The sequence below is a fragment of the Vibrio sp. THAF64 genome, assembly GCF_009363455.1.
GTDB lineage: Bacteria > Pseudomonadota > Gammaproteobacteria > Enterobacterales > Vibrionaceae > Vibrio > Vibrio coralliilyticus.
In genome coordinates this window covers 1227145-1252008 of sequence record NZ_CP045355.1, presented here as the reverse complement: position 1 = coordinate 1252008, position 24864 = coordinate 1227145, and the positions used below count along the sequence as shown (strand labels likewise).

The 24864-nt window shown below is 45.3% G+C and carries 18 protein-coding genes; 8 read left to right on the top strand and 10 right to left on the bottom strand.

The window, feature by feature from the left end; all coding sequences use genetic code 11:
• Positions 1-105 precede the first annotated feature (105 nt).
• A complete protein-coding gene (locus FIU99_RS05620) occupies positions 106-2097 on the top strand; it encodes a methyl-accepting chemotaxis protein (RefSeq protein ID WP_006959082.1) in 1992 nt (663 codons plus the stop codon).
• 147 nt (positions 2098-2244) lie between these two features.
• Positions 2245-3414, top strand: a complete 1170-nt coding sequence (locus FIU99_RS05615) for a DUF1887 family protein (RefSeq protein WP_006959084.1) — start codon at positions 2245-2247, stop codon at positions 3412-3414.
• A 67-nt stretch (positions 3415-3481) separates the two neighbouring features.
• On the opposite strand, the gene fadR is transcribed toward FIU99_RS05615, so the two are convergent.
• A complete protein-coding gene (fadR, locus tag FIU99_RS05610; protein ID WP_006959086.1) occupies positions 3482-4321 on the bottom strand; it encodes a fatty acid metabolism transcriptional regulator FadR in 840 nt (279 codons plus the stop codon).
• A gap of 694 nt (positions 4322-5015) precedes the next feature.
• Here fadR and nhaB point away from each other — a divergent pair.
• The gene (gene nhaB, locus FIU99_RS05600) at positions 5016-6605 is read left to right on the top strand and encodes a Na(+)/H(+) antiporter NhaB (RefSeq protein ID WP_006959088.1); all 1590 of its coding nucleotides are present in this window, start codon (positions 5016-5018) and stop codon (positions 6603-6605) included.
• A 94-nt stretch (positions 6606-6699) separates the two neighbouring features.
• Positions 6700-7221: a disulfide bond formation protein DsbB gene (gene dsbB / locus FIU99_RS05595; protein ID WP_006959090.1), complete on the top strand. Its 522-nt coding sequence runs from the start codon at positions 6700-6702 to the stop codon at positions 7219-7221.
• Positions 7222-7341: 120 nt separating this feature from the next.
• Here dsbB and FIU99_RS05590 read toward each other — a convergent pair whose 3' ends face one another.
• Positions 7342-10260 (bottom strand): DNA translocase FtsK, encoded by a 2919-nt coding sequence (locus FIU99_RS05590; RefSeq protein WP_039951773.1) that lies wholly within the window; start codon positions 10258-10260, stop codon positions 7342-7344.
• A 192-nt stretch (positions 10261-10452) separates the two neighbouring features.
• A complete protein-coding gene (gene lrp / locus FIU99_RS05585) occupies positions 10453-10947 on the bottom strand; it encodes a leucine-responsive transcriptional regulator Lrp (RefSeq protein ID WP_006959094.1) in 495 nt (164 codons plus the stop codon).
• 156 nt (positions 10948-11103) lie between these two features.
• Between lrp and ald the strand changes: the two genes are divergently transcribed.
• Complete coding sequence (gene ald / locus FIU99_RS05580) at positions 11104-12228, top strand: alanine dehydrogenase (protein WP_006959097.1); 1125 nt, start codon at positions 11104-11106, stop codon at positions 12226-12228.
• 188 nt (positions 12229-12416) lie between these two features.
• On the opposite strand, the gene yfbV is transcribed toward ald, so the two are convergent.
• Positions 12417-12869, bottom strand: a complete 453-nt coding sequence (gene yfbV, locus FIU99_RS05575; protein ID WP_006959098.1) for a terminus macrodomain insulation protein YfbV — start codon at positions 12867-12869, stop codon at positions 12417-12419.
• A 349-nt stretch (positions 12870-13218) separates the two neighbouring features.
• On the opposite strand from yfbV, the gene FIU99_RS05570 reads away from it, so the two are divergent.
• The 3 genes from FIU99_RS05570 (at position 13219) to FIU99_RS05560 (ending at position 17783) form a co-directional block, all read left to right on the top strand.
• Positions 13219-14415, top strand: a complete 1197-nt coding sequence (locus FIU99_RS05570; protein WP_006959100.1) for an acetate kinase — start codon at positions 13219-13221, stop codon at positions 14413-14415.
• Positions 14416-14535: 120 nt separating this feature from the next.
• Positions 14536-16680 (top strand): phosphate acetyltransferase, encoded by a 2145-nt coding sequence (gene pta / locus FIU99_RS05565; RefSeq protein WP_006959102.1) that lies wholly within the window; start codon positions 14536-14538, stop codon positions 16678-16680.
• 95 nt (positions 16681-16775) lie between these two features.
• On the top strand, positions 16776-17783 hold the full coding sequence (locus FIU99_RS05560) for a GGDEF domain-containing protein (protein ID WP_006959103.1): 1008 nt from the start codon (positions 16776-16778) through the stop codon (positions 17781-17783).
• Here the strand turns inward: FIU99_RS05560 and FIU99_RS05555 are convergent.
• The 6 genes from FIU99_RS05555 to FIU99_RS05530 form a co-directional block, all read right to left on the bottom strand.
• Positions 17780-18724: a glutathione S-transferase family protein gene (locus tag FIU99_RS05555; protein WP_006959105.1), complete on the bottom strand. Its 945-nt coding sequence runs from the start codon at positions 18722-18724 to the stop codon at positions 17780-17782. The genes FIU99_RS05560 and FIU99_RS05555 overlap by 4 nt on opposite strands.
• Before the next feature lie 158 nt (positions 18725-18882).
• Positions 18883-19875 carry a murein tripeptide/oligopeptide ABC transporter ATP binding protein OppF gene (gene oppF, locus FIU99_RS05550; protein WP_006959108.1) on the bottom strand — a complete coding sequence of 331 codons (993 nt, stop codon included), beginning with the start codon at positions 19873-19875 and terminating at the stop codon, positions 18883-18885.
• Positions 19872-20843 (bottom strand): ABC transporter ATP-binding protein, encoded by a 972-nt coding sequence (locus tag FIU99_RS05545; protein WP_006959110.1) that lies wholly within the window; start codon positions 20841-20843, stop codon positions 19872-19874. Before FIU99_RS05545 ends, oppF begins: the two co-directional genes overlap by 4 nt.
• A 47-nt stretch (positions 20844-20890) precedes the next feature.
• A complete protein-coding gene (gene oppC / locus FIU99_RS05540; protein WP_006959112.1) occupies positions 20891-21793 on the bottom strand; it encodes an oligopeptide ABC transporter permease OppC in 903 nt (300 codons plus the stop codon).
• A gap of 15 nt (positions 21794-21808) precedes the next feature.
• On the bottom strand, positions 21809-22729 hold the full coding sequence (gene oppB, locus FIU99_RS05535; protein WP_006959114.1) for an oligopeptide ABC transporter permease OppB: 921 nt from the start codon (positions 22727-22729) through the stop codon (positions 21809-21811).
• A 136-nt stretch (positions 22730-22865) separates the two neighbouring features.
• A complete protein-coding gene (locus FIU99_RS05530; RefSeq protein ID WP_006959116.1) occupies positions 22866-24497 on the bottom strand; it encodes an ABC transporter substrate-binding protein in 1632 nt (543 codons plus the stop codon).
• Positions 24498-24864 lie beyond the last annotated feature (367 nt).

The window sequence follows — 24864 nt, the reverse complement described above, 5'->3', positions numbered from 1 at the left end:
GCTAAATTTGTATTATGCGTCATAAAATGCGTGTCTCGCTATCAATACAATGACTCTCTTTTTGTTAATTTTTTAAGACATTACGTATTATTTAGGGAGAGATCTATGAAGGGCTCAGTGATCAAGCGTATGTACGCTGGGTTTGCATTGATCATCATAATGTTTGTTATTTCAACCATTATGACAATGCGAGGGATGCAACAAATTCACTCCAATTTTGGCAGTGTATCTAACACCGCTTTACCTTTGGTATCGCAGTCTAACCAAACCAGTGTTTACTTACTCTCTGCCGACAAACTTTTTAAAGACTTTTTAACAACGCAGAGCTCTGATCGAATGGACGAAATTCGCGGTCAGTTCGAAGACGCTAAAAGTCGCTACGACCAAGCTCTGAAAGATTTGGCTAAGGCCAGTACCGGCAACTCGGAACTCCAGGCAAGCATCGAACAGCTAAAAGAAATGGAGCTGCGTTATTTTACCGAAGCCGATGCAGCTATGAATAATTATCGCAACATGTTTGCAGCTCAAGCTGATGTTCAGAAATCATCACGCCGCTTCCAGCGTCTTCATTCTGAGCTCGGAGTTGGAATGAAAGAGTATGTGGATGACCAGAGCAGTATTTCCGTCAAAGTAATGGCTAAAAGCTACTTTATTAAACTGAAGGACGCAGAGGTGATTACGTCCGACGCTCTCGCAAGCAGCGATTTAGAGCTGGTAAATAAAGCGGTCGCTAAAAACAAAAAAGCCGTCACACACCTTAATTACGCATACCGCGGCCTAACCACACAAATGCCTGAAATTAAAAAGGTGTTTGATGAGTCAGTACAGCAGTTCACCACAGATATTGGTAAAAAAGGCGGCGTACTCGATCAGCACGCTTCGTACTTACAAGCCAAAGCTGCATTGTATGCCAATATTGCTAACCTTACTCTGGAAGTCGATAACACGATGGCGGTGCTCACCTCCTTTAGTGAAGCCGCGCAACAAGGCCTACACGCTTCCCTAGCAGAGGCGAGTGAAGTCTATGACCAAGGGGTAATCAATTCAATCACATTGGGCATTCTTGTCATTGCCTTAGCACTCGGTATTGGCTACCACATCGCCCATAGTGTGCGCACGCCACTCACTCGTATCCTTTCAACACTTGAAAGCCTGACACAAGGCGACATGACCCAGCGCATAGAAAATCGCCACAACAACGAGTTCAGCCGTGTAAGTAGCCATATCAATTCGCTAGCAGACAATCTTCACGACATTTTGAAGAAGCTCAACAGCGCATCCGATAATCTTACTGATACCGCTAACATTAACCAGCAAACTTCCTCCAAAGCGCAATCGCAGCTCAGCCAGCAGCGTGAGCAAACTGCTAACGTTGCAACCGCTATGACAGAAATGGCGCATTCGGTTCAAGAAGTCGCGCAAAGTGCACAAAGCTCGCAGCAGATGGTTGAACAGGTTGAATCGGCCTCAGAATCAGGTCGTCAGATCATGAATGACAACATCACCACCATTAACCAACTTGAGAGTCGCCTCACCCAGTCAGTTGACGCCGTTAAAGACCTCCAGAGTATGAGCAGTCAGATTGGCTCGATTTTGGATGTGATCCGCAATATCGCAGAACAAACGAACCTACTAGCGCTCAATGCTGCAATTGAAGCTGCACGAGCAGGTGAACAAGGACGCGGGTTTGCCGTTGTAGCAGATGAAGTTAGGGTGTTGGCTCAACGAACGACGGAATCAACGTCAGAAATTGAAAACATGATAAGTAACCTACAGAACAGCTCTACATCGGCCAATAAAGTGATTCAAAGCTGTATGGATGATATGGATCAGTCAGTTGCTCAAGCTTCCAATGCCAATAGCGCAATGGAGGAAATTCAGGCATTGATTATTGAAATAAGCCAAATGAGTGGACACATCTCCCAAGCAGCTGCCGAACAAAGTGAAACCACAGGGGAAATTGCTCGCAACATTGATGAAATCAATCAGATTGCCGACACCAGCTACCAAGCCATGGCTCAAATCGCACAAACTAGTACGGATCTGACCCAGCTGGCCAACCAACAAGGTGAACTGGTGCATCGCTTTAAACTCTAGTTTTGTAAAGACAATGCAAATTATTCACTAAGGGCGGTTAATTTCATTAATCGCCCTTGTTTTTTATTTGCGCTGTCGTTATATGGTTATTAAGGCTTGCCCACTTCTAACTTCACATTTTTCGCAAGCCAAGCATGAGGAAGGTTTATGGCAGTTCATGTTGGCATCATTGATCAGGACCCAATCCGATTAGTCACTCCATTATTGGATAACCGGACCGTCAGTGATCACATTGTTTTTATTGGCGTTAAGAGCCAGAAAGATATGTATCATCGATTACATAGCGTTCTGGCAAAAAGAGACATTACATCAGAGTTTTTTGAGATTCCGAATGTCGCGAATACTTCACGAATCAAACGTGCTGTCGGCATTCTGGCTGACGACCTTAGTGCACGTGGAGAAGACGTTAAGTTAAACGCCAGTTGTGGACTGCGTCATCGTCTGCTGTCTGTTTACGAGGTGTTTCGTACTTTTCATTGGCCGATTTTTGTCGTAGAACCAAATAGTGACCGCCTTTGCTGGCTATACCCAGACGGTAAAGAAGATACTCAAGTAGAAGATCGAATTACGATTGACGACTACCTAACAGTATTTGGCGCTAGGGGCGAGTTTAATGACCAACAGCTTCCTCCACAGCTTGATCAGAAACTGTATGAGCTTGGAGAACGATGGGCAAGCAATGCACTTGAACTTGGTCCTGGTCTTGCGACACTTAACTATCTCGCTACTACGTGCCGTAAAGAGCAAAAGCTCGATGTCGCACTATCCGAGAAACAACAAGGTTACCGCGAGCTCAATATGCTGCTCAGTGACTTGGTCGAAGCCGAAATTGCAACTTATGAGCATGGTGTTCTCACCTTCGCAGATGAAGACGCCCGTCGCTTCTCAAATGGTGAATGGTTAGAGACGTTAGTTCACAGCACAGTGCGTCAGATCCAAAAAGATATGCCAACCATTCAGGATCATTCACTCAATGTGCAGGTTTATCGTCAGCTTGGTGATCGTGAAGTGCGTAATGAGCTTGATGTTGCCTCGGTCGCCAATAACAAACTTCATATCATTGAGTGTAAAACTAAAGGTATGCGCGATGACGGTGATGACACCTTATACAAGCTCGAGTCTTTGCGCGATCTGTTGGGTGGCCTTCAAGCGCGAGCCATGCTCGTCAGCTTCCGACCATTGCGCTACAACGATATTACACGAGCTGAAGATCTCGGATTAGCGCTAATTGGTCCAGATGAATTAAAAGACCTGAAAACGCACCTAACTAACTGGTTTAAAGAGGCGGGCGGATACGACGACTGCGATGTCTGCTAGATAAACTCGGATCTAAAAGACAAGAAACCCGCCAATTGGCGGGTTTTCTTTTATTCGATTACCATTCTTAGCTGTCATCTTCAGTGAAGCTTGTTGGCAGCGAGGTTTTCATCTCGTTCCAAATCTGCCCACTTTCAATACCATAGTGACGAACAACAACGATGATTCGGTCACGATCACCTGTTTCGCAAACTTCCAGTAGATCGCGGTAAAATTGCAGTGCTAGATTACGTGCTTCCGGGCTTGAGAAGTAGTAACTTCCTACGCGGTCGTACAGCTTTTTAAGACCGTTGAAAATCAATCCGTAAATCTGGTTGCCTGAATGGAACGCCAGACGTTGGAACAGCATGTAGTCATAGAAGTTAAAGGTTTTAGCAATCAAAGTTGCCTGACGCTTAGCTTCGTCCTTCTCACCGTCGTCTTTGATATGTTGTTGGATTTTCTCCGCATAAGGCGAAGACTCCATAAACGTATCCCAAGAGTCTGCAGCAAGCAGGCTCTCACAAGATTCTATAACACCACTAATGGTACGTTCTGCACTTTCTTTATTCGCTTTAAACGCGTAGCGCATAAAAATAGGGCTGATGTTTGTTCGTGCCGCAAGCAAATCTTCAACAATCGAAGTTGCGTTATCCGCATCCAAGGTCATTAGCGTGTCGAGGATATGTAACCCCGATGTTTCCATGAACTGGTTAACCTTGGTCGGTTTGCCGTGTTGGATGGTTAACCAGCCGTCACGCGCCAAGCGCTGTAGCACTTCACGCAGTGTCGTTCGGGTAACCCCTATTAATTCAGAGAGCTCGCGTTCAGCGGGAAGAATAGAACCTGGAGGGAAGCGCCCTTTCCAAATACTCTCAATGATGTATTTTTCTGCGAAACCTGCAGGGCTCTTTGCCTTGATGACCATTAATTTAACTATCCAATATTTTTATTTATAGGGTCGAATAGAACTCATCATACCACTAGTTCTTAGTTATCGGAAACAAACCGAAAGTAAACTTGACGCAAAACACCAATAGAGTTGTAGCTCTAATTTATACTGAGGGATTGCGTTATTATGTCTTTGAGTCAAAGCTAATTTATTATAAATTTAATAAAAACTTCACACTTGCTAGCCCTTATGGGTATTGACTTAGTTTGCAAAACATAAGTTTTTAATTTTGCAATATTAAACTGTCATTTCCATTCAATATAATGACATAATCTATCTTATTCGACCTTTTCGAGGCCGAGCTGCCATGAATTGTTTTTTTTCACAACTCTCATCCCGCCTTAACGCCACTTTGATCGCGTTTTTAAACAAAAGTCCACTGAGCGATTTATCAAGATAAACTTTATTATTGACTAAATTAACTTGAGGAGTACAGTTGCGACCAAAGTAAGGAGTGCTTGTCTTTCTCAGGGAGTGACTTGGCAAGGCCACATATCATTTTGCTTTATGTTGTTTTTCTAAGTCACTGTTGAATCAGGTCTGTTTCAGCGTTTTTTCTTGTCATTCGCCACGATTAATTTGGTGATGAGCTAAGCCCACAATGACACAGATATATAGATGCAAGCACACGCAGTGTCTATTCATAACAACATTTAAGAGTATTAGTATCATGCCGATGTCACTCGGGAATGCTTTCATTAAGAATTTCTTAGGAAAGGCCCCAGATTGGTATAAAGTTGCCATCATTTCATTTCTTATCATCAACCCGATTGTCTTTTTCCTTATCGACCCATTCGTAGCGGGTTGGCTTCTGGTCGCAGAGTTTATTTTTACTCTCGCGATGGCCCTCAAGTGTTACCCTCTTCAGCCGGGAGGCTTATTAGCCATTGAGGCTATTGCGATTGGAATGACCAGCCCAGAGCAAGTCAAACATGAGCTAGTCGCCAACATCGAAGTGTTATTGCTCCTGATCTTCATGGTAGCGGGCATCTACTTCATGAAACAGCTACTGCTGTTTATCTTTACAAAGATACTACTTGGCATTCGCTCAAAAAGCTTGCTCTCTGTAGCCTTTTGTTTTGCTGCAGCTTTTCTATCCGCTTTCCTTGACGCACTAACCGTTATTGCAGTTGTCATTAGCGTGGCGGTCGGTTTCTACGCGATCTACCACAAAGTCGCTTCAGGTAAAGGCTCAACAGCGTCACACGACCATACTCAAGACGACCATCTTTCAGAGCTAACGCGCGATGATTTAGAAAACTATCGTGCCTTTTTGCGTTCTTTATTGATGCATGCAGGTGTCGGTACGGCACTGGGTGGTGTAATGACTATGGTTGGTGAGCCGCAAAACTTGATCATTGCTGATCAGGCCGGCTGGCAGTTCGGCGAATTTATTATTCGTATGCTACCGGTTACGGCACCCGTTTTTGTCTGCGGCTTAATTACTTGTGTACTTGTTGAAAAGCTTAAAATCTGTGGATACGGTGCTCGTTTACCTGATAACGTTCGTCAAATCCTAGTCGACTTTGACAATGCAGAACGTAAAACACGTACTAAGCAAGATGTCGCGAAGCTGTGGATTCAAGGTGCAATTGCTATCTGGCTTATCGTCGGACTAGCACTTCACCTTGCGGCTGTTGGCTTGATTGGCCTGTCTGTCATCATTCTTGCTACCGCATTTACTGGTGTCATCGAAGAACATTCAATGGGCAAAGCGTTTGAAGAAGCGTTGCCGTTTACTGCCTTACTTGCCGTCTTCTTTGCCGTTGTTGCAGTGATCATCGACCAACAGCTATTTAAGCCTGTTATCGATGCGGTGTTACACGTCGAAGATAAAGGGGCTCAGTTGGCACTCTTCTATATTGCTAACGGCATACTTTCGATGGTGTCAGATAACGTATTCGTCGGTACGGTTTACATCAACGAGGTGAAAACTGCACTGATTGAGGGAGTAATCACTCGCGACCAGTTCGACCTACTCGCAGTAGCAATCAATACTGGTACCAACCTTCCTTCGGTAGCCACGCCAAATGGTCAGGCAGCCTTCTTATTCCTGTTGACCTCAGCTCTTGCGCCTCTGATTCGCTTATCTTATGGCCGCATGGTTATAATGGCTCTGCCTTACACGATCGTCCTTGCACTGGTTGGTCTTGCAGGTATTGTGTTCCTTGTTGAGCCGATGACAGCGTGGTTTTACGATGCAGGTTGGATTTCAGCACATGTAGGTGAGCTGACTCCAGCTGTCTCTGGCGGACATTAATCAAGAAAACTCAAAAGTTTTAGTTGAAGCCGAAACTTTTCCACGATAAAAAGCTCTGATTAGTCAGAGCTTTTTTTATAAACAGGATATCTCTGTGAACATTCTTTCTACCATTAAGTCTTTTTCCCAATCGCGCTTGTCTTGGTTACTGTTACTAGCCTTTGTCATCTTCTTTGAAGTTGCAGCATTATACTTTCAGCACGTCATGATGCTCGCACCTTGTGTTATGTGTATCTACGAGCGAGTCGCTATGCTTGGCATCGGCGCAGCAGCCATAATCGGTTTGATAGCACCGGATAACACAGCGGCACGCTGGCTGGGACTCGCGGCTTGGGGTGCGAGTTCATATAAAGGCTTAATGCTAGCTCTGGAGCACGTCGATTACCAATTCAACCCTTCTCCGTTTGCCACCTGCGATTTGTTTGTCACCTTCCCCGATTGGGCACCTCTCAACAAGTGGGCTCCATGGATGTTTGAAGCATTTGGTGACTGTAGCAAAGTCGTATGGCAGTTTCTTTCGCTCTCTATGCCTCAATGGTTGGTCGTTATCTTCGCAGCAAACCTAGCGGCATTGGTCGTTATCGTTATTGCACAGTTTGCGAAAGCTAGAAGCTAGAAGCTAGAAGCTAGAAGCTAGAAGCTAGAAGCTAGAAGCTAGAAGCTAGAGATTAAAAAGGGTTGGCACATATGTGCCAACCCTTTTTATTTTGGTCTCTCATCTATTGTTCAGATGGCATTAGTTCATCTCACGGCCAGGTGCAGGGGCTAACACTTCTCTATTTCCATTATGCCCCGGCGCACTTACAATCCCTTGAGCTTCTAATTGCTCAACGATGCGAGCTGCACGGTTATAGCCAATTTTAAAACGTCTCTGCACACCTGAAACAGAACCACGGCGTGACTGCACGACGTGCTCGACAACCTGATCAAACAGCGGGTCCATCTCTTCCTCACCTTCAGGTTTCTCACCCGGTAGTAGGCCTTCTGGTCCTTGATCGCCATTGGTGATTTCATCAATGTAGTTTGGCTTACCACGCGCTTTCCAGTTGTTTACCACAGCATGTACATCGTCATCCGAAGCAAACGCACCATGTACACGCACCGTGTGGCTGGAACCCGGAGGAAGGTAAAGCATGTCACCCATACCTAATAGTGATTCAGCACCACCTTGATCAAGAATGGTTCTAGAATCTGTTTTAGTTGATACAGTGAACGCAACACGGGTTGGGATATTGGCTTTGATTAAGCCAGTAATGACGTCAACAGATGGACGCTGCGTCGCGAGAATCAAGTGAATACCAGCGGCACGCGCTTTTTGAGCAAGACGGGCTATGAGCTCTTCGACCTTCTTGCCTACCACCATCATCAAGTCAGCAAATTCATCGACAATAACCACAATATAAGGCAGTTTCTCCAGCAGTGGTGGCGTTTCGTCCATGCTGTCACCCGGTTGCCACAGTGGATCGTGAATCGGATGCCCTGCTTCTGCGGCCATCTTGAGCTTGTCGTTAAAGCCTTTGATGTTACGTACACCTAGTGCAGACATTAGCTTGTAACGACGTTCCATCTCACCCACACACCAACGCAGCGCATTCGACGCATCTTTCATGTCAGTAACCACTTCAGATAGAAGATGTGGAATGCCTTCGTATACCGATAGCTCGAGCATTTTCGGGTCAATCATGATGAAACGTACTTCTTCAGGCGTCGCTTTGTACAGCATACTCAAGATCATCACGTTTACACCCACCGACTTACCTGAGCCCGTGGTACCCGCGACCAGAACGTGCGGCATCTTCGACAAATCTGCGACAACAGCCTCACCTGCGATATCTTGACCAAGTACGACCGTTGTCGGCGATTTGGCTTCAATAAAGTGCTGGCTACCAACAACATCTGAGAAGTACACTGTCTGGCGACTCATGTTTGGTAACTCAAGTCCTACGTATGGTTTACCTGGTATTACTTCAACAACACGAACCGCCATCGCTGACAATGAACGAGCTAAGTCCATAGAAAGGCCTGAAATACGGGAGACCTTAACCCCTGGCGCTAAGTCCAGTTCAAATCTTGTAATGACGGGACCTGGGAAGATATCGACGACTTCAGCCTTAATTTTGTAGTCGGCAAGCTTAGCTTCCACCAAGCGAGCAATCTCTTCCAACGCAGCGCGGTCAATAAAGTTCTCGCGTTTTTCTGGGTGATACAACAGCTCTAATGTGGGCATTGGCTCTTTTGGCGTAGGGAGATTAGCTTCTTGCTGAACAAGGAACGGGTTCTGCTGAGCAGCAACTTTTGCCTGAGCATCCGAGACAATGTTCTGGAACGCTGCGACATCCGCATCGCCCTCTTCAACATCTTCGACTTCTACGGAGGCGTTAATGTCACTGTCTTCATCAGCGACTTCAAATGACGAGATAACAGGGTCTTGATGGCTGCTGTCTGGTTCCACCTCAGTCGAGATCTGTTCGAGCTCTATAGGGTCAATTCGAGGCTGAACTATTTCTTGCTCTTCATGAACCTCTTCAGTGCTCCACGGCATACCTTGAATAGGGTCAGCGTTAACAGGAGACTCCACCGGTTCAGGTTCTCTATCTGCGACATCGATGTTTTCTTTTATGCTTTCTTGCTCTTGAAGCGCAAAATCATCTTCGCTTTGAGCTGCCGCTTCGAGTTCTTCTATCGTCGAACCAAGCTGTCTGGTGCGCTCTTCTTTTGGTTCTTTGTCATATACGTTGCTTTGAACGACTGGAGGTGCTTCGACAATGGGTTCAGGAAGTTCTTCTGGTTCAGGTTGGTACGAGCGAGGCTCAATGTCGATTCTCTCGACAACTGGGTCACTCACTGTTGGCTCTTTGCGAGAATCAGGCATGTGGATATTGAAACGGCGAGGTTCCTCATCCACATTCGCTGCAAATAACGCGTCTTCTGTTTCTGCATCATCTACCGGAGCTTGCTTTGTATCATCACGAGGTGTCGTTAATTGAGGTTCTATGAGTTCTTCTTTTTCACCACGAGCTTTGTTCACCAGGTTTGTTAGTAAGTGGATGGCACCTTCGCCCAGCCAATCTACTATCGATAACCATGAAATCCCAGTCAGTAGGGTGAAACCCGCTCCCCACAAAAAGAGAAAAACTAGGGTAGTTCCTAAGATGTTGAGAGTAGGTAACGATAAACTGGTCAGCACATCACCAATTACACCGCCAGAAGAGAAATACCAGATATCATCGAAGTTAATATCTGCAAGACCACAGCTCGTCAGGATAAGGATCGTTAAACCTAGAAGACGTGTGCCCCAAAGCATCAAGTCGATAGGTTCGTTTTCACCTCGCTTTCTCAACATGACCCAAGCGGTAATCGTGATAATGATTGGAATCGGATAAGCCATCGAACCAAAGGTAAAAAATAATGTATCGGCAACCCAAGCGCCGACCAAACCGCCTGCGTTATTGATGTCTCCACCCCAAGCGGTTTGAGACCAAGAGGGGTCAGCAGGATTAAACGTGAGTAAGGCGATGGACAATAATATAGAAGACAGCACAATCACGATAAGACTGCACTCTTTAAGGCGTTGAGGGCCATCAAGACGAGAAGACTGAGGCTCTTCTCCGGTTTTGATTATTGTTTCAACTTTATTTTTGTTCTCTTTGAACATAACCAACTTATCAACTACGTGATACTGACCCGAATGCAACACCCTTGCTTGAACATCCACCCGGCTAATCAGTAGGGAAAAAAATAGTCCGAGCAGCTATGCCACTCGGACTATCGATTTAACCATATCGGGACTTAAAACCCAATTACCTTAAGTCAGAATATCGAAAGGTATTACGCTACTCTGCAAAGATTAGCGTGTTTTGATAACTAACTGGTTTGTCTGTTTAACTTCTTCCATAACAACATACGTACGTGTGTCGTTAACACCAGGAAGACGTAGAAGCGTATCGCCAAGGAGCTTTCGATATGCACTCATGTCCGACACTCGAGTCTTCAATAGGTAATCGAAATCACCTGATACTAGGTGACATTCCTGAATATCATCGAGCTTCTGCACTGCTGCATTAAATTGTTCAAACACATCTGGCGCACCACGGTTTAGCGTAATTTCTACGAAAACCAATAGTGATGCATCAAGGAACTGCGGGTTTAACAAAGCTGTATAGCCCGTAATGTACCCTTGACGTTCCAGACGACGAACACGTTCTAAACACGGCGTTGGTGAAAGACCAACTCGTTTAGACAGTTCAACGTTTGAAATACGACCGTCTTTCTGCAGTTCGTTTAGAATGTTGCGATCGATACGGTCTAGATCCTTAGACGGCTTCTTATTGTTGTCTGCCATTTTTTATTCCACCTTATTACTTCCTTGCAAAAAAATATACTACAACTTTTTAATATTCAGTATCAAATTTTATTCAATCGTATCTATACTAGATATTAATTCGACAGAATTACCCTACACATAGTTAATACAACCAAAATAAAATGAGGAGTCAGGATGATCATTGGCGTACCTAAGGAAATCAAAAACCACGAGTACCGTGTTGGTATGATCCCAGCGAGCGTTCGCGAGCTAGTATCTCAAGGTCACCAGGTTTTTGTAGAAACCAATGCCGGTTCTGGCATCGGCTTTTCAGACGATGATTACATCGCTGTAGGCGCATCCATTCTTCCTACCGCTGCTGACGTTTTCGCGCAAGCAGAAATGATTGTAAAGGTTAAAGAACCTCAAGCTGTTGAGCGTGCTATGCTCCGCGAGGGACAAATATTATTTACTTATTTGCACCTAGCACCAGATTTTCCACAAACTGAAGAGCTAATCAAGAGCAAAGCTGTCTGTATAGCGTATGAGACTGTAACAGATAATATGGGTCGCTTGCCACTACTTGCTCCAATGTCTGAGGTAGCAGGTCGCATGTCTATTCAAGCGGGTGCACAAACTTTAGAGAAATCTCACGGTGGCCGTGGTCTTCTTCTTGGTGGTGTACCAGGTGTTGAGCCAGCAAAAGTTGTTGTTGTTGGTGGCGGCGTAGTAGGTGCAAACGCGGCACGTATGGCTGTAGGCCTACGAGCTGACGTCACTATCCTAGACCGCAATGTAGACACGCTTCGCCGTCTAGATGAAGAATTCCAAGGTCGTGCAAAAGTGGTTTACTCTACAGAAGATGCTATTGAGAAGCATGTTCTAGAAGCAGATCTAGTCATCGGTGCTGTTCTAATCCCAGGTGCTGCTGCACCTAAACTAGTGACTAAAGAGCACATCGCTAAGATGAAGCCAGGCGCAGCTGTTGTTGACGTTGCAATCGACCAAGGTGGTTGTTTCGAAACTTCACACGCGACAACTCACGCAGATCCAACTTACATTGTTGATGACGTTGTTCACTACTGTGTAGCAAACATGCCAGGCGCTGTTGCACGCACTTCTACTTTCGCTCTAAACAATGCAACACTGCCTTACATTGTGAAGCTAGCGAACAAGGGCTACCGCGAAGCACTTCTAGAGGACAACGGCTTCCTAGAAGGTCTAAACGTTATTCACGGTAAAGTAACGTGTAAAGAAGTAGCAGAAAGCTTCGACCTAGAATACGTAGACCCAGCGAATGCTATCGCAATGTTCAACTAATGTTGAATAGCAATATATAGCAAAAAAAACGCTCACTTCGGTGGGCGTTTTTTTTATGGGGATTAGGGCCGTTTTTTGGCTTCACCAGGTCTGCATCGGTTGATGAAACCTTTTCTTTATTCACAGCTTCTCAGAAAAGCCATTGTGATTAAAAATGAGGTGCTCTCAAGAAATCGCCGATGTGTTCTCTAAAACCAACGTTCCAGTGCGTTTTTGTCTAGCTGACGAAAAGCACGATTAAGAATTTGAGCCAGCTCTTTATAACGAGGGCGACTTTTCATCGGCTCTAACGCAAATCCACTCTCAACGATCTTTTGGTGAATTTCACGATACCAGCCCGCCAATGCTGGAGGAAGTTGGGTATTCGCACGACTGCCAAGCCACCACATACCCTGAATCGGTAAGCTAATGGCGAACAATGCCATAATCACCGCCTGGGGCATTGCTGAGTAGTTATTGAAGGCCATTTGGGTCAAAACGCTAATAGCAGCGATTGCAGGCATTACTTTTACGCCAAATTTAGTGGCTTTGATAATGCGTTGCTCTGGAAACAGTAAATTGAGTTCTTTGCGCATAGGCCACGTTTCCATGTACTTCTGCCCATCACGTAGGTTATGAACTAAACCGACTTTATTACTCATAGGACTCTCTCACTCCAGTATCGGGCCTTAAAAACTAAAATTCAGTTGAAAGATTCAACTTTCAGCGTAAAAAATTGATGAAAGTTAATATTCTTTCAAATTTTTTTGTTATTATTGGCTATTATCGTTATCCTTTGCAGGCCCACAATCTCATTGTTGCTGTTATTTACAATTTAAGCAACTCTCGGGACCCTTCTGCAGCGGATGCAAGAGCAGTGAGCGGGAATCACTGCTGTCTTTTATACGGAATTCGAAGTTTTTTTGACCAAGATTAGTACGCAGCCTTTTGAGCTTCGTCTATTCTTGTGATTAATTTTTTATCCTAATTGATTATTACAGGTAGTCACTCATGTCTAAGCTAGTTTTAGTTTTAAACTGCGGTAGTTCTTCTCTTAAGTTCGCGATTGTCGATGCAGAAAACGGCAACGAGCACCTAACAGGTCTTGCTGAATGTCTTCACCTTCCTGAAGCACGTATCAAATGGAAACTGGATGGTAAGCACGAAGCACAACTAGGTGAAGGTGCAGCACACGATGAAGCGCTTTCTTTCATCGTAGAAACTATTCTTGCTTCTAAGCCAGAACTTGCAGATCAACTGAAAGCAGTTGGTCACCGTGTTGTACACGGCGGTGAGAAGTTCACTCAATCTGCTCTTATCACTGACGACGTTCTTAAAGGTATCGAAGACTGTGCAACACTAGCACCTCTTCATAACCCAGCGGCTATCATCGGTATTAAAGCGGCTCAAAAAGCATTCCCTAGCCTGCCAATGTCAGCGGTATTCGATACGGCTTTCCACCAGTCTATGCCAGAAGAAGCGTACCTATACGCCCTTCCATACAACCTGTACAAAGAGCACGGTATCCGTCGCTACGGTATGCACGGTACATCTCACCTATTCATCGCTCGCGAAGCAGCTGAGCGCCTAGGTAAGCCTGCAGATGAACTAAACATCATCAACTGTCACCTAGGTAACGGTGCATCTGTTTGTGCAATCAAAAACGGTAAGTCTGTAGATACTTCAATGGGTCTAACTCCACTTGAAGGCCTAGTAATGGGTACTCGTTGTGGTGATATCGATCCTGCGATCATCTTCCACCTACACGACGCACTTGGTTACTCTGTAGAGCAAATCAACACTATGCTAACTAAAGAGTCTGGCCTTGCTGGTCTAACTGAAGTTACATCTGACTGCCGTTTCGTTGAAGACAACTACGGTGAGAAAGAAGAAGCAACTCGCGCGATGGACGTATTCTGCCACCGCCTAGCGAAGTACGTGGCTGGTTACACTGCGACTCTAGAAGGTCGTCTAGACGCGATCGTATTCACAGGTGGTATCGGTGAAAACTCTGGTCCAATCCGCGAGATGGTTCTTAACCGTCTAGGCGTATTCGGTATCGAAGTTGACGGAGAAGCTAACCTGAAAGCACGTTTTGGCGGCGAAGGTACTATCACTACAGCTGACAGCCGCATCCCAGCGATGGTTATCTCTACTAACGAAGAGCTCGTTATCGCTGAAGACACTGCACGTCTAGCAGGTCTTTAATTGACTCAACCGGCTGACTTTTAAGTCAGCCGGTTTTCTTACTAAGGGGCGTAACTCCTATTCCATCTCAGGGAATACGAAGTTGGGCTTTTATCTAAAATAGCTAAAGGTACTCTACGAATGTCTCGTACTATTATGCTTATCCCTGCCAGCGCTGGTGTTGGTCTTACTAGTGTAAGCATGGGTGTTCTTCGCGCAATGGAGCGCAAAGGCGTTAAGGTTTCTTTCTACAAGCCAATTTGTCAGCCACGCTCAGGTGGTGATCAACCAGATCTGACTTCAACGATCGTTGGTTATAACAGCGATATGAAGATCGGTGAACCTTTGGCAATGTCTGTAGCTGAGAGCCTGATTGGTAACGACAACATGGACGAGCTGCTGGAAACAGTAGTAGAGCGTTACAACCAGATCAACAAAGACGCGGACGTTACGTTAATCGAAGGTCTTGTACCTACTCGTAAGCACCCATTTGCGAACCAAGTGAATGCGGAAATCGCAGCAACACTTGGCGCAGAGATCGTACTTGTTGCGACACCAGGCACAGATAACCCTGCGCAGCTTAAAGAGCGTATCGAAGTCGCATGTTCGAACTTCGGCGGTACTAAGAACAAGAATATCTCCGGCGTAATCATCAACAAGCTTAACGCTCCAGTTGATGAAGCAGGCCGTACTCGCCCGGACCTGTCAGAAATCTTTGATGATGCAGACAGCGCGAAGCAAAACGAAATGAAAGTGATGGAGATCTTTAACACATCTCCAATCCGCGTTCTTGGCTGCGTGCCATGGAGCATTGACCTGATCGCTACTCGTGCAATCGACATGGCGAAGCACCTCAATGCAGACATCATCAACGAAGGTGATATCAACACTCGTCGTATCAAGAGCATCACGTTCTGTGCACGTTCACTACCAAACATGATTGAGCACTTTAAGCATGGCTCTCTATTGGTAACCTCTGCGGACCGCCCAGACGTAATTGTTGCAGCAGCACTTGCAGCAATGAATGGTGTGGATATTGGTGCGGTTCTTCTAACGGGTGGCTACGACATTCCTGAAGAAATCGTTGGTCTTTGTAAGCCAGCGTTTGACACCGGCCTTCCAATCTTCAAAGCACAAGGCAACACTTGGCAGACATCTCTGAACTTACAGAGCTTCAGCCTTGAAGTACCTGAAGATGATAAAGAGCGTATCGAGTTCATCAACGAACACGTTGCTGGCCACATCGATGGCAACTGGATTGAGTCTATGACGGAAGGCACTCAAAAGTCTCGCCGTCTAAGCCCACCAGCATTCCGTTACCAGCTTACTGAGTTCGCTCGTCGTGCAGGTAAACGTATCGTTCTGCCTGAAGGTGATGAACCACGTACCGTTAAAGCGGCGGCTATCTGTGCCGAGCGCGGTATTGCAGAGTGTGTGCTTCTGGGTAACCCAGAAGAGATCAAACGTGTTGCAGCACAACAAGGCGTTGAGCTAGGTACCGGTGTAACTATCATCAACTCTGATGAAGTACGTGAAAATTACGTTGCGCGTCTAGTTGAGCTACGTGGTGCGAAAGGCATGACGGAAGTTGTGGCTCGTGAGAAGCTACAAGATTCAGTATTCCTTGGCACTATGATGCTAGAAAACGATGAAGTTGACGGTCTGGTTTCTGGTGCTGTTCATACAACAGCAAACACGATTGTCCCGCCATTCCAGATCATCAAGACTGCACCAAATGCGTCTATCGTATCTTCAGTATTCTTCATGCTTCTGCCTGATCAAGTACTGGTTTACGGTGACTGTGCAATCAACCCAGATCCAACGGCTGAACAGCTTGCTGAAATCGCTATCCAATCGGCGGATTCTGCAGCGGCATTTGGTATCGACCCGCGTGTTGCAATGATCTCATACTCTACTGGTGAATCTGGTAAGGGTGCAGACGTTGATAAAGTACGTGAAGCGACGAAACTAGCTCAAGAGAAGCGTCCTGATCTTGTCATCGATGGTCCTCTTCAGTACGACGCGGCTATTATGGAAAACGTGGCAGCATCTAAAGCGCCAAACTCTCCAGTAGCAGGTAAAGCGACCGTATTTGTATTCCCAGACCTAAACACGGGTAACACGACTTACAAAGCGGTACAACGTTCAGCAGACCTAGTCTCTATCGGTCCAATGTTGCAAGGTATGCGCAAGCCTGTAAACGACTTGTCTCGCGGTGCACTAGTAGACGATATTGTTTACACAATCGCTCTGACGGCAATTCAGGCAGACCAAGAGCAAAACTAAGCTCTATTGGTTTATGTTGATGAAAAAGCAGCAGTATTTTACTGCTGCTTTTTTTTATTGCTACACTTATCCCAAACGTCATGCTTGGGTTTCAAATGTCAGTAAAGCTATTTTCCTCACAAGCCTCACTCGAACAAAATGTTCTGAAAATCACCAGCTTTTTTCTGGCGATCACAGGCACAGGCTTTACGATTGTTAACTTTTTTTTCTGGGACTTACCAAAGTTCGGTGTTATCGACTCTATCTATACCGCTATCTGTATCTACGTGTATTTGAGAATCGAATTTGGCCATTACAGGCCTTGGCATTCGGCGCTACTGATTTCTGGTCTCACTGCCCTGCTTATCTACAGCATGGCAGTTGCAGATGGCTACTCTGTTCTGGTTTTTTGGGCATTTTGTTTTCCCGCTTTGTACCACATATTTTTTAACCGTTATATCGCTTCAGCCATCACATTCGCCTTCTATTTAGTTGCGATTTCTATCCTTGCCTCATATCCACCACTAATCAATTCGACACCCTATACCTTAATCAACTTCACCATTCCTTACTTTCTAATTTGGGCGATCTCTTTTGTTCATGAGGATATGCAAACCAAGATCAAAGGCAAGCTCAGTGATGCAGCTCTCCTAGATCCATTGACCGGAGCAAAAAATCGCTTAGCTCTTGAAGCAGACACGTCCGACAATCCGGATTTGGTTCACAATCACTACCTTGTACACTTTGACCTCGACCACTTTAAACGAGTCAATGACAACTATGGCCATGCCGCAGGTGACACAGTATTAAAAATGGTCGCTAAAATCGTAGGTCAGCAAGTACGCCAAGATGCATTTTATCGAGTTGGCGGCGAAGAGTTTTGCACTATTTTTTCAGCGCCCGACAAAGAAAGCGCGTTCAGCATTGCCAACGCACTGAGAGAGAAGTTAAGTCAGACACCCATATCGATTGGAGATCAAACTCTGCAAGTGACGCTTAGTGGAGGATTATGCGAATTGGTCGTCGAGGAAGGTACCGTCCGAATTGACGAAACAATGAAGATAACAGATGCGGCCCTGTACCAAGCGAAAGCACAGGGCCGTAATCAGGTTATTGCTATTTAAATACTCTCTCGACCGTGAGCAGATTCTAGGTCAAGCTCGGGGCCTTTGGGAACCACTTGCGTTGGGTTGATTCCTGTGTGGCTAAAGTAGTAATGACGCTTGATATGATAAAAGTCGGTCGTGTCTGCAATCCCTTCTACCTGATACAACTCTTTCATATACCCGTGCAAGTTTGGATAGTCGGCAATGCGCTTTTTATTGCATTTGAAGTGACCGACATACACGGCATCAAATCGAATCAATGTTGTAAACAATCGCCAATCCGCTTCAGTGATAACATTACCTGCAAGATAACGGTGGGTTGCTAAATACGTGTCGATCCGATCAAGCGCTTCAAACAAATTGTCGTAAGCTTCTTCGTAGGCTTCCTGAGCCGTTGCAAACCCGCAACGATATACACCATTATTCACATTGGGATATATGTAATCATTCCACTCGTCCACCAACGTTCTTAACTCATCCGGGTAGTAGTCATCTTGATTGCCCGTGAGTTCGTTAAACTCTGAGTTAAACATGCGGATAATCTCTGAAGATTCGTTGCTCACTATCGTATTATGCTTTTTATCCCACAGCACTGGCACCGTAACGCGCCCCGTGTAATCTGATTTAGCTTGAGTGTAGATTTGGTGCATTCGAGTATGCCCAAATAAAGGCTCAGGCAAGCCCATTTGCCAACCCTCTCCCATCATATCTGGGCACACCACAGTCACATCAATATGCTCTTCTAGCTTTTTCAGTTTTCGGAATATGAGGGTACGATGAGCCCACGGGCAAGCGAGCGATACGTATAAATGATAGCGACCTGATTCAGGCTGAAACTTGGCATTAGGCTTATTTTCCACCCATTCTCGAAACCCAGCATCTTCTCGGACAAACTTACCGCCACTGGTTTTAGTGTCATACCAAACGTCTTGCCATTTACCTTCTACTAACTTGCCCATATCACACTCTCAACTGATTAATATCTATAGACTAAGTATAAAAAAAGCCAGCTTACTCTAAAGCAGAATAAGTTGGCTTTGTTGTTCGAATTATTTGAAGTAAAAAAAGCGCGACTCCCGAAGGACGCCGCGCTTAAGCCCGTCACAGGCTGAATCGGCTAGACACTGACATGCAGGCAAGATACGGCATGAACATCACTGCCCTGTATAGACGGTTTCGTATTAGCACACGCTTCTGTTGCCTGAGGGCAACGAGTACGGAATACACAACCAGACGGCGGGCTGATTGGAGATGGTAGATCACCTTCCAGCATTTCGATCTGCTTATTGCGTTCAAGGTGCGGATCAGGAATTGGTACCGCTGACATCAAAGCGCGTGTGTAAGGGTGCTTAGGATCAGCGAATAACGATTCAGCTTCACCCAGCTCTACAGCATTACCCAAATACATAACCAATACGCGGTCAGAGATATGTTTAACTACTGATAAATCGTGTGCGATAAAGACAAGGGATAACCCTAGCTCTTTTTGCAGCTCTTTCAGAAGGTTCACAACCTGAGCCTGAATAGACACATCCAAAGCAGAAACGGGCTCATCACAGATGATCATCTTAGGCTTGAGGATAAGTGCACGAGCGATACCAATTCGCTGACACTGACCACCTGAGAATTCGTGTGGGTAGCGGTTGATTACGTTAGGCAGAAGACCTACTTTGGCCATCATCTCTTTAACGCGATCTTTTACTTCTTCTTTTGACAACTCAGGATAGAAAGTCTCCAGAGGCTCGGCGATGATGTCCCCAACCGTCATACGCGGGTTAAGCGATGCTAGCGGATCTTGGAAGATCATCTGAATTTCTTTACGCGTTTCGCGGCGCTGTACGTCTTGCATCTTAGTCAGGTCTTGACCCAACCAAACCACTTCACCATCTGTCGCTTCAACCAAACCGATAATGGCGCGTGCAAACGTCGATTTACCGCAACCCGACTCACCTACTACACCTAATGTTTCACCTTCATAAAGGCGAACATTAACACCGTCAACGGCTTTCAGGTTCGATGGCTTAGACCAAGGCCAAGCGGATTTAGACGCAATGCTGAAGTGAACTTTAAGATCCGATACATCCAGAATTAATTTTTTATCTGCACTCATTTTTCCCAAGCCTCCCATTCTGAAAAACATGCACGCTGACGACCATCACCAAATGGTGTCAGGATTGGCGCTTCACGCTTACAACGATCCATAACACGGTGACAACGCTCTTGATACGGACAACCAGTTGGCAGACGTAGCAAGTTTGGCGGGTTACCCGGAATCGTCGGCAAAATCTCACCTTCCGTATCTAAACGAGGGATGGCTTTGAGTAGGCCTTCAGCATAAGGGTGGCTTGGTTTGTAGAAGATTTCATCGACAGTACCGTACTCCATCGTACGGCCAGCATACATAACAAGCACTTTGTCACATGACCCAGCAACCACACCCAGATCGTGAGTGATCATGATGATGGCTGTATTGAATTCATCTTTCAGCTCATTAAGCAGATCCATAATCTGCGCTTGAACGGTTACATCTAGTGCCGTTGTCGGTTCATCTGCAATCAGTAGTTTAGGGCGACATAGTAATGCCATTGCGATCATTACACGCTGGCGCATACCGCCTGAAAACTCGTGCGGGTACATAGTGATACGCTTACGTGCTTCCGGAATTTTCACGGCTTCAAGCATGCGCACCGACTCTTCAAACGCTTCTGCTTTACCCATACCTTTATGAAGCATCAGTACTTCCATAAGCTGGTCGCTAACTTTCATGTATGGGTTCAAAGACGTCATTGGGTCCTGAAAGATCATCGCGATCTGTTCAGCACGTACTTTATTCAGTTCTTTTTCTGGAAGGTTAAGGATTTCCTTACCTTCAAATTTAGCACTACCAGAGATAATGCCGTTTTTTGCCAGCAATCCCATGATAGAGAATACTGTTTGCGATTTTCCTGAACCAGATTCACCCACGATACCGAGAGTTTCGCCTTGGTTCAGAGAAAAGTTTAGATCGTTAACTGCGGTAACAATACCATCTTGAGTGGTAAATTCGACACGCAGATCTTTGACATCTAATAAGCTCATCATTGCTTCCTTAATCTTTATAGATTTTATAATTTATTGCTTTTTACTTATCTGTCTTTTGGATCCAGCGCATCGCGCAGACCGTCACCGACGTAGTTGAAACAGAACAAAGTTACAACCATGAACGCCGCTGGGAATGTTAGCTGCCAAATAGCAACTTCCATCGTTTGTGCACCCTCTTGAAGTAGTGCGCCCCAGCTTGTCATCGGCTCCTGGACACCAAGACCAAGGAAGGATAGGAATGACTCAGTCAGAATCATGCTTGGGATTAGCAGCGTCGAGTATACGGCTACAATACCCAGAACGTTTGGAACAATGTGACGAGTGATAATTTTCCACTTGCTCACACCACAAACATGGGCTGCTTCAATGAACTCTTTGCTACGTAGACTAAGGGTTTGACCACGTACGATACGCGCCATATCCAGCCATGCAATTGCACCGATCGCAACGAAGATCAAGATGATATTACGACCGAAGAAGGTAACCAGTACGATAACTAGGAACATGAATGGTACAGCGTACAGAATTTCCAGAATACGCATCATGATACGGTCCACTTTACCGCCGATGAAGCCAGAAGCCGCACCGTAAAGCGTACCAATCAGTACCGCAACCAACGCGCCCATAACACCAACCATCAACGAGATTCGGCCACCGATAAGTGTACGCACGTATAGATCTCGACCTAGGCTATCAGTACCAAACCAATGATCTACACTTGGACCTACATGCATTGCATACCAGTCTGTGTCATCGTAGGCATAAGGGGCGATCATTGGCAGAACAATAACCGCCAATGTCATTACAAATAGGATAAACAAGCTCACCATTGCCGCTTTGTTACGCATAAAGCGGATACGGGCGTCTTGCCATAAACTGCGACCTTCGATCTCTAAGTTTTCAGAGAACTTCTCAATCGCTTCAAGGTTTTCTTTTTTCGTTAACATAACCAAACTTCCCTGTTAGTAGCGAATTTTCGGGTCAATCATTGCAAGTAAGATATCTACAATCGCGTTGAATAAAATGAATAGGAAACCAATCAGAATGGTTACACCCATTACTAGCGAGTAGTCACGGTTAAATGCAGCGTTAACGAAAAGCTTACCGATACCTGGCAGGCCGAAGATAGTTTCAATAACTACCGAACCTGTGATGATACCTACGAATGCTGGGCCCATGTAAGACACAACAGGGAGAAGTGCTGGCTTAAGAGCATGCTTTACAATTATGTAGCGGTAACTTAGACCTTTTGCACGAGCAGTACGGATAAAGTTACTGTTCAGCGTTTCAATCATCGAACCACGTGTAATACGGGCGAATGTCGCTACGTAGAGTAAAGACATACCAATGACAGGAAGTACAAGATACTTAAAGCCACCATCATGCCAGCCACCCGCAGGGAAGATATTCCAGTGCAGGGAGAATAGATAAATCAGAGCTGGGGCCAGTACAAACGATGGCATTACAACCCCTAGCATTGCAGTCGACATTATGGTGTAGTCGACCCAAGTATTCTGCTTCAGCGCAGCAATGGTTCCGACGGTCACCCCCATAATCACGGTAAAGATAAAGGCGATAAAACCAACCTTTGCCGATACTGGAAGCGCCACCGAGATTAGCTCATTTACAGAGTAATCTAGGTACTTAAATGACGGTCCGAAATCACCTTGTAGAACGTTGGTCAAATAAGTGGTGTATTGCTCAAATACTGGCTTATCCAGGCCGTATTTAGCTTCGATGTTTGCCATAACTTCTGGCGGAAGAGGACGCTCGCTCGAGAAAGGGTTACCCGGTGCGAAACGCATTAGAAAGAAAGATACTGTGATCAATACCAACATAGTTGGGATCGCTTCAAATATCCTTTTTGCGATGAATTTAAGCATAAACTCACTCTTTCAGTCTGTGACGGTTAAAAAGAAAAGGATCAGCCCATATTCCATAAATTTGGACTGAAATAAGGCGCTACATGTGATTTCTCACATGTAGAGCCAAATTTTTTATAGTTCTATCTGCTCAGAATTATTGAGCTTTGATGTAAAGATCTTTTGAGTAGATCTTCTCTTCAGCGTTGTTCGCTGGGAAACCACCAACTTCAGTTGATAGTAGACGAGAACGTACGTACTGGTAGATTGGAGCGATAGGCATTTCTTTCGCCATCATCTTTTCAGCTTCTAGGTAGATCTTAGTACGCTCTTCCTCAGAAGTAGATTTCAGCGCTTTTTCAATCAACGCATCGTACTCTTTGCTACCCCAGTGCTGACCACCGGTAGTGTTCGAGCTCACCATTAGAGTTAGGAATGAAGTTGCTTCGTTGTAGTCACCACACCAGCCAGCGCGTGCTACTTCGAAATCACCTTGGTCTTTAGAAGATAGGTAAGTTTTCCACTCTTGGTTTTCTAGAGTAACTTCTAGACCAAGTGTTTTCTTCCACATTGAACCTAGCGCTACCGCAATCTTCTTGTGGTTTTCGTTAGTGTTGTATAGAAGGTTGAACTTAAGTGGGTTATCTGGACCGAAGCCAGCTTCTTCAAGAAGACGTTTCGCTTCAGCGATACGATCTTTCTGAGACATTTGACCGTAAGCAGGCAATGTTGGGTTGAAGTTAGCTGTAATTTCCGGAGTTAGGAAATAAGCTGGCTTCTGACCTTGGCCTAGAATCGCATTTGCTACGATGTCACGGTCAATTGCGTAAGAAATCGCTTTACGTACGCGTACATCATCAAACGGCTTTTTAGCTGTGTTGAATGAGTAGTAGTAAGTACATAGGCTGCCTTCCACTGATACTTCTTGTGGGTGCTCTTTCTTAAGACGCTTGAAGTGCTCTGTAGGAAGAGTAGAAGTGAAATCGATCTCACCAGATAGGAAACGGTTCATTTCCGCTACTTGGTTTTCGATAGGTAGGAAAGTGACCTTATTAAGAACCGTTTTGTCGTTGTCCCAGTACTGGTCGTTACGAGTTAGCTCTAGACGCTCGTTCACTACCCAGTTGTTTACAACGAATGCACCGTTACCAACGAAGTGCTCAGGTTTAGTCCACTGATCACCATACTTCTCAACTGTCGCTTTGTGAACTGGCTTCATCGTTGTGTGGCCAGTCATCATTACGAAGTAAGGAACCGCGGTTTCAAGCTCAACAACTAGAGTGTGGTCGTCTGTTGCTTTAACACCTAGAGTGCTCTTGTCCTTTTTACCAGCGATGATGTCTTTCGCGTTCGCCATCTTGGTGTATTCCATGTACCAAGAGTATGGTGAAGCTGTTGCTGGGTCTACAGCACGTTGGAAGCTGTATACGAAGTCACCGGCAGTTACAGGGTCGCCGTTTGACCATTTAGCATCTTTACGTAGGTGGAAAGTGAATGTTTTGTTGTCCGTTGTTTCCCAAGACTCCGCAACACCAGGGATAGTGTTACCGTCCGCGTCTTGGTTCACCAAGCCTTCTAGAAGATCACGAATCACGTGAGACTCAGGAACACCCTGAGATTTATGCGGGTCGATCGTCGCAACTTCAGTACCGTTACCACGAACTAGTTCTTGTTTTTCTGCTAACTTAGTTCCTGCAGGGACATCTGCAGCGAGTGTTGCGGTAGAAGTAGCGGCCACTGCCAGACCAGCACCCAGAAGAAGGGCTTGAGTGATTTTGTTCTTATACATGAGTAAAACTCCAAGTTTTTCATTTGCATCCATGACTTCTTCGTAAGGCCACTAGAACGGACAGTGATTTAGATCTGTTTAGCGCAAAATTTAAGCACAAAAATCTAAAACCCTACAAAGATTGCAGCACACATTATCAATCATCGGTGTAATTTGCCATAAAAATGTAGCGAAAAATCGTTTAATTCTCCGACCAGTGCAACATTTTGGTAAAAAACACTACTAAAGAAAGGATTTCCAGTTTATTAGAATAAGAAATTCTTCAGATTTAGATTGAAGTGCCGATTCATCTAATAAGGCGCTAGTTTTTAGCATCTTATTCTAAATATTGTGCAAAACTTTTAACAAAAGTTATGTAAGCGACATA

Bases quoted from the DNA above. Each gene is read 5' to 3' on its own strand.
- oppC (WP_006959112.1), bottom strand. From the start codon at position 21,793: ATGTTAACGAAAAAAGAAAACCTTGAAGCGATTGAGAAGTTCTCTGAA.
- oppB (WP_006959114.1), bottom strand. From the start codon at position 22,729: ATGCTTAAATTCATCGCAAAAAGGATATTTGAAGCGATCCCAACTATG.
- FIU99_RS05560 (WP_006959103.1), top strand. From the start codon at position 16,776: ATGTCAGTAAAGCTATTTTCCTCACAAGCCTCACTCGAACAAAATGTT.
- FIU99_RS05590 (WP_039951773.1), bottom strand. From the start codon at position 10,260: ATGTTCAAAGAGAACAAAAATAAAGTTGAAACAATAATCAAAACCGGA.
- FIU99_RS05545 (WP_006959110.1), bottom strand. From the start codon at position 20,843: ATGAGCTTATTAGATGTCAAAGATCTGCGTGTCGAATTTACCACTCAA.
- fadR (WP_006959086.1), bottom strand. From the start codon at position 4,321: ATGGTCATCAAGGCAAAGAGCCCTGCAGGTTTCGCAGAAAAATACATC.
- ald (WP_006959097.1), top strand. From the start codon at position 11,104: ATGATCATTGGCGTACCTAAGGAAATCAAAAACCACGAGTACCGTGTT.
- FIU99_RS05620 (WP_006959082.1), top strand. From the start codon at position 106: ATGAAGGGCTCAGTGATCAAGCGTATGTACGCTGGGTTTGCATTGATC.
- FIU99_RS05530 (WP_006959116.1), bottom strand. From the start codon at position 24,497: ATGTATAAGAACAAAATCACTCAAGCCCTTCTTCTGGGTGCTGGTCTG.
- FIU99_RS05615 (WP_006959084.1), top strand. From the start codon at position 2,245: ATGGCAGTTCATGTTGGCATCATTGATCAGGACCCAATCCGATTAGTC.
- FIU99_RS05570 (WP_006959100.1), top strand. From the start codon at position 13,219: ATGTCTAAGCTAGTTTTAGTTTTAAACTGCGGTAGTTCTTCTCTTAAG.
- nhaB (WP_006959088.1), top strand. From the start codon at position 5,016: ATGCCGATGTCACTCGGGAATGCTTTCATTAAGAATTTCTTAGGAAAG.
- yfbV (WP_006959098.1), bottom strand. From the start codon at position 12,869: ATGAGTAATAAAGTCGGTTTAGTTCATAACCTACGTGATGGGCAGAAG.
- pta (WP_006959102.1), top strand. From the start codon at position 14,536: ATGTCTCGTACTATTATGCTTATCCCTGCCAGCGCTGGTGTTGGTCTT.
- lrp (WP_006959094.1), bottom strand. From the start codon at position 10,947: ATGGCAGACAACAATAAGAAGCCGTCTAAGGATCTAGACCGTATCGAT.
- FIU99_RS05555 (WP_006959105.1), bottom strand. From the start codon at position 18,724: ATGGGCAAGTTAGTAGAAGGTAAATGGCAAGACGTTTGGTATGACACT.
- oppF (WP_006959108.1), bottom strand. From the start codon at position 19,875: ATGAGTGCAGATAAAAAATTAATTCTGGATGTATCGGATCTTAAAGTT.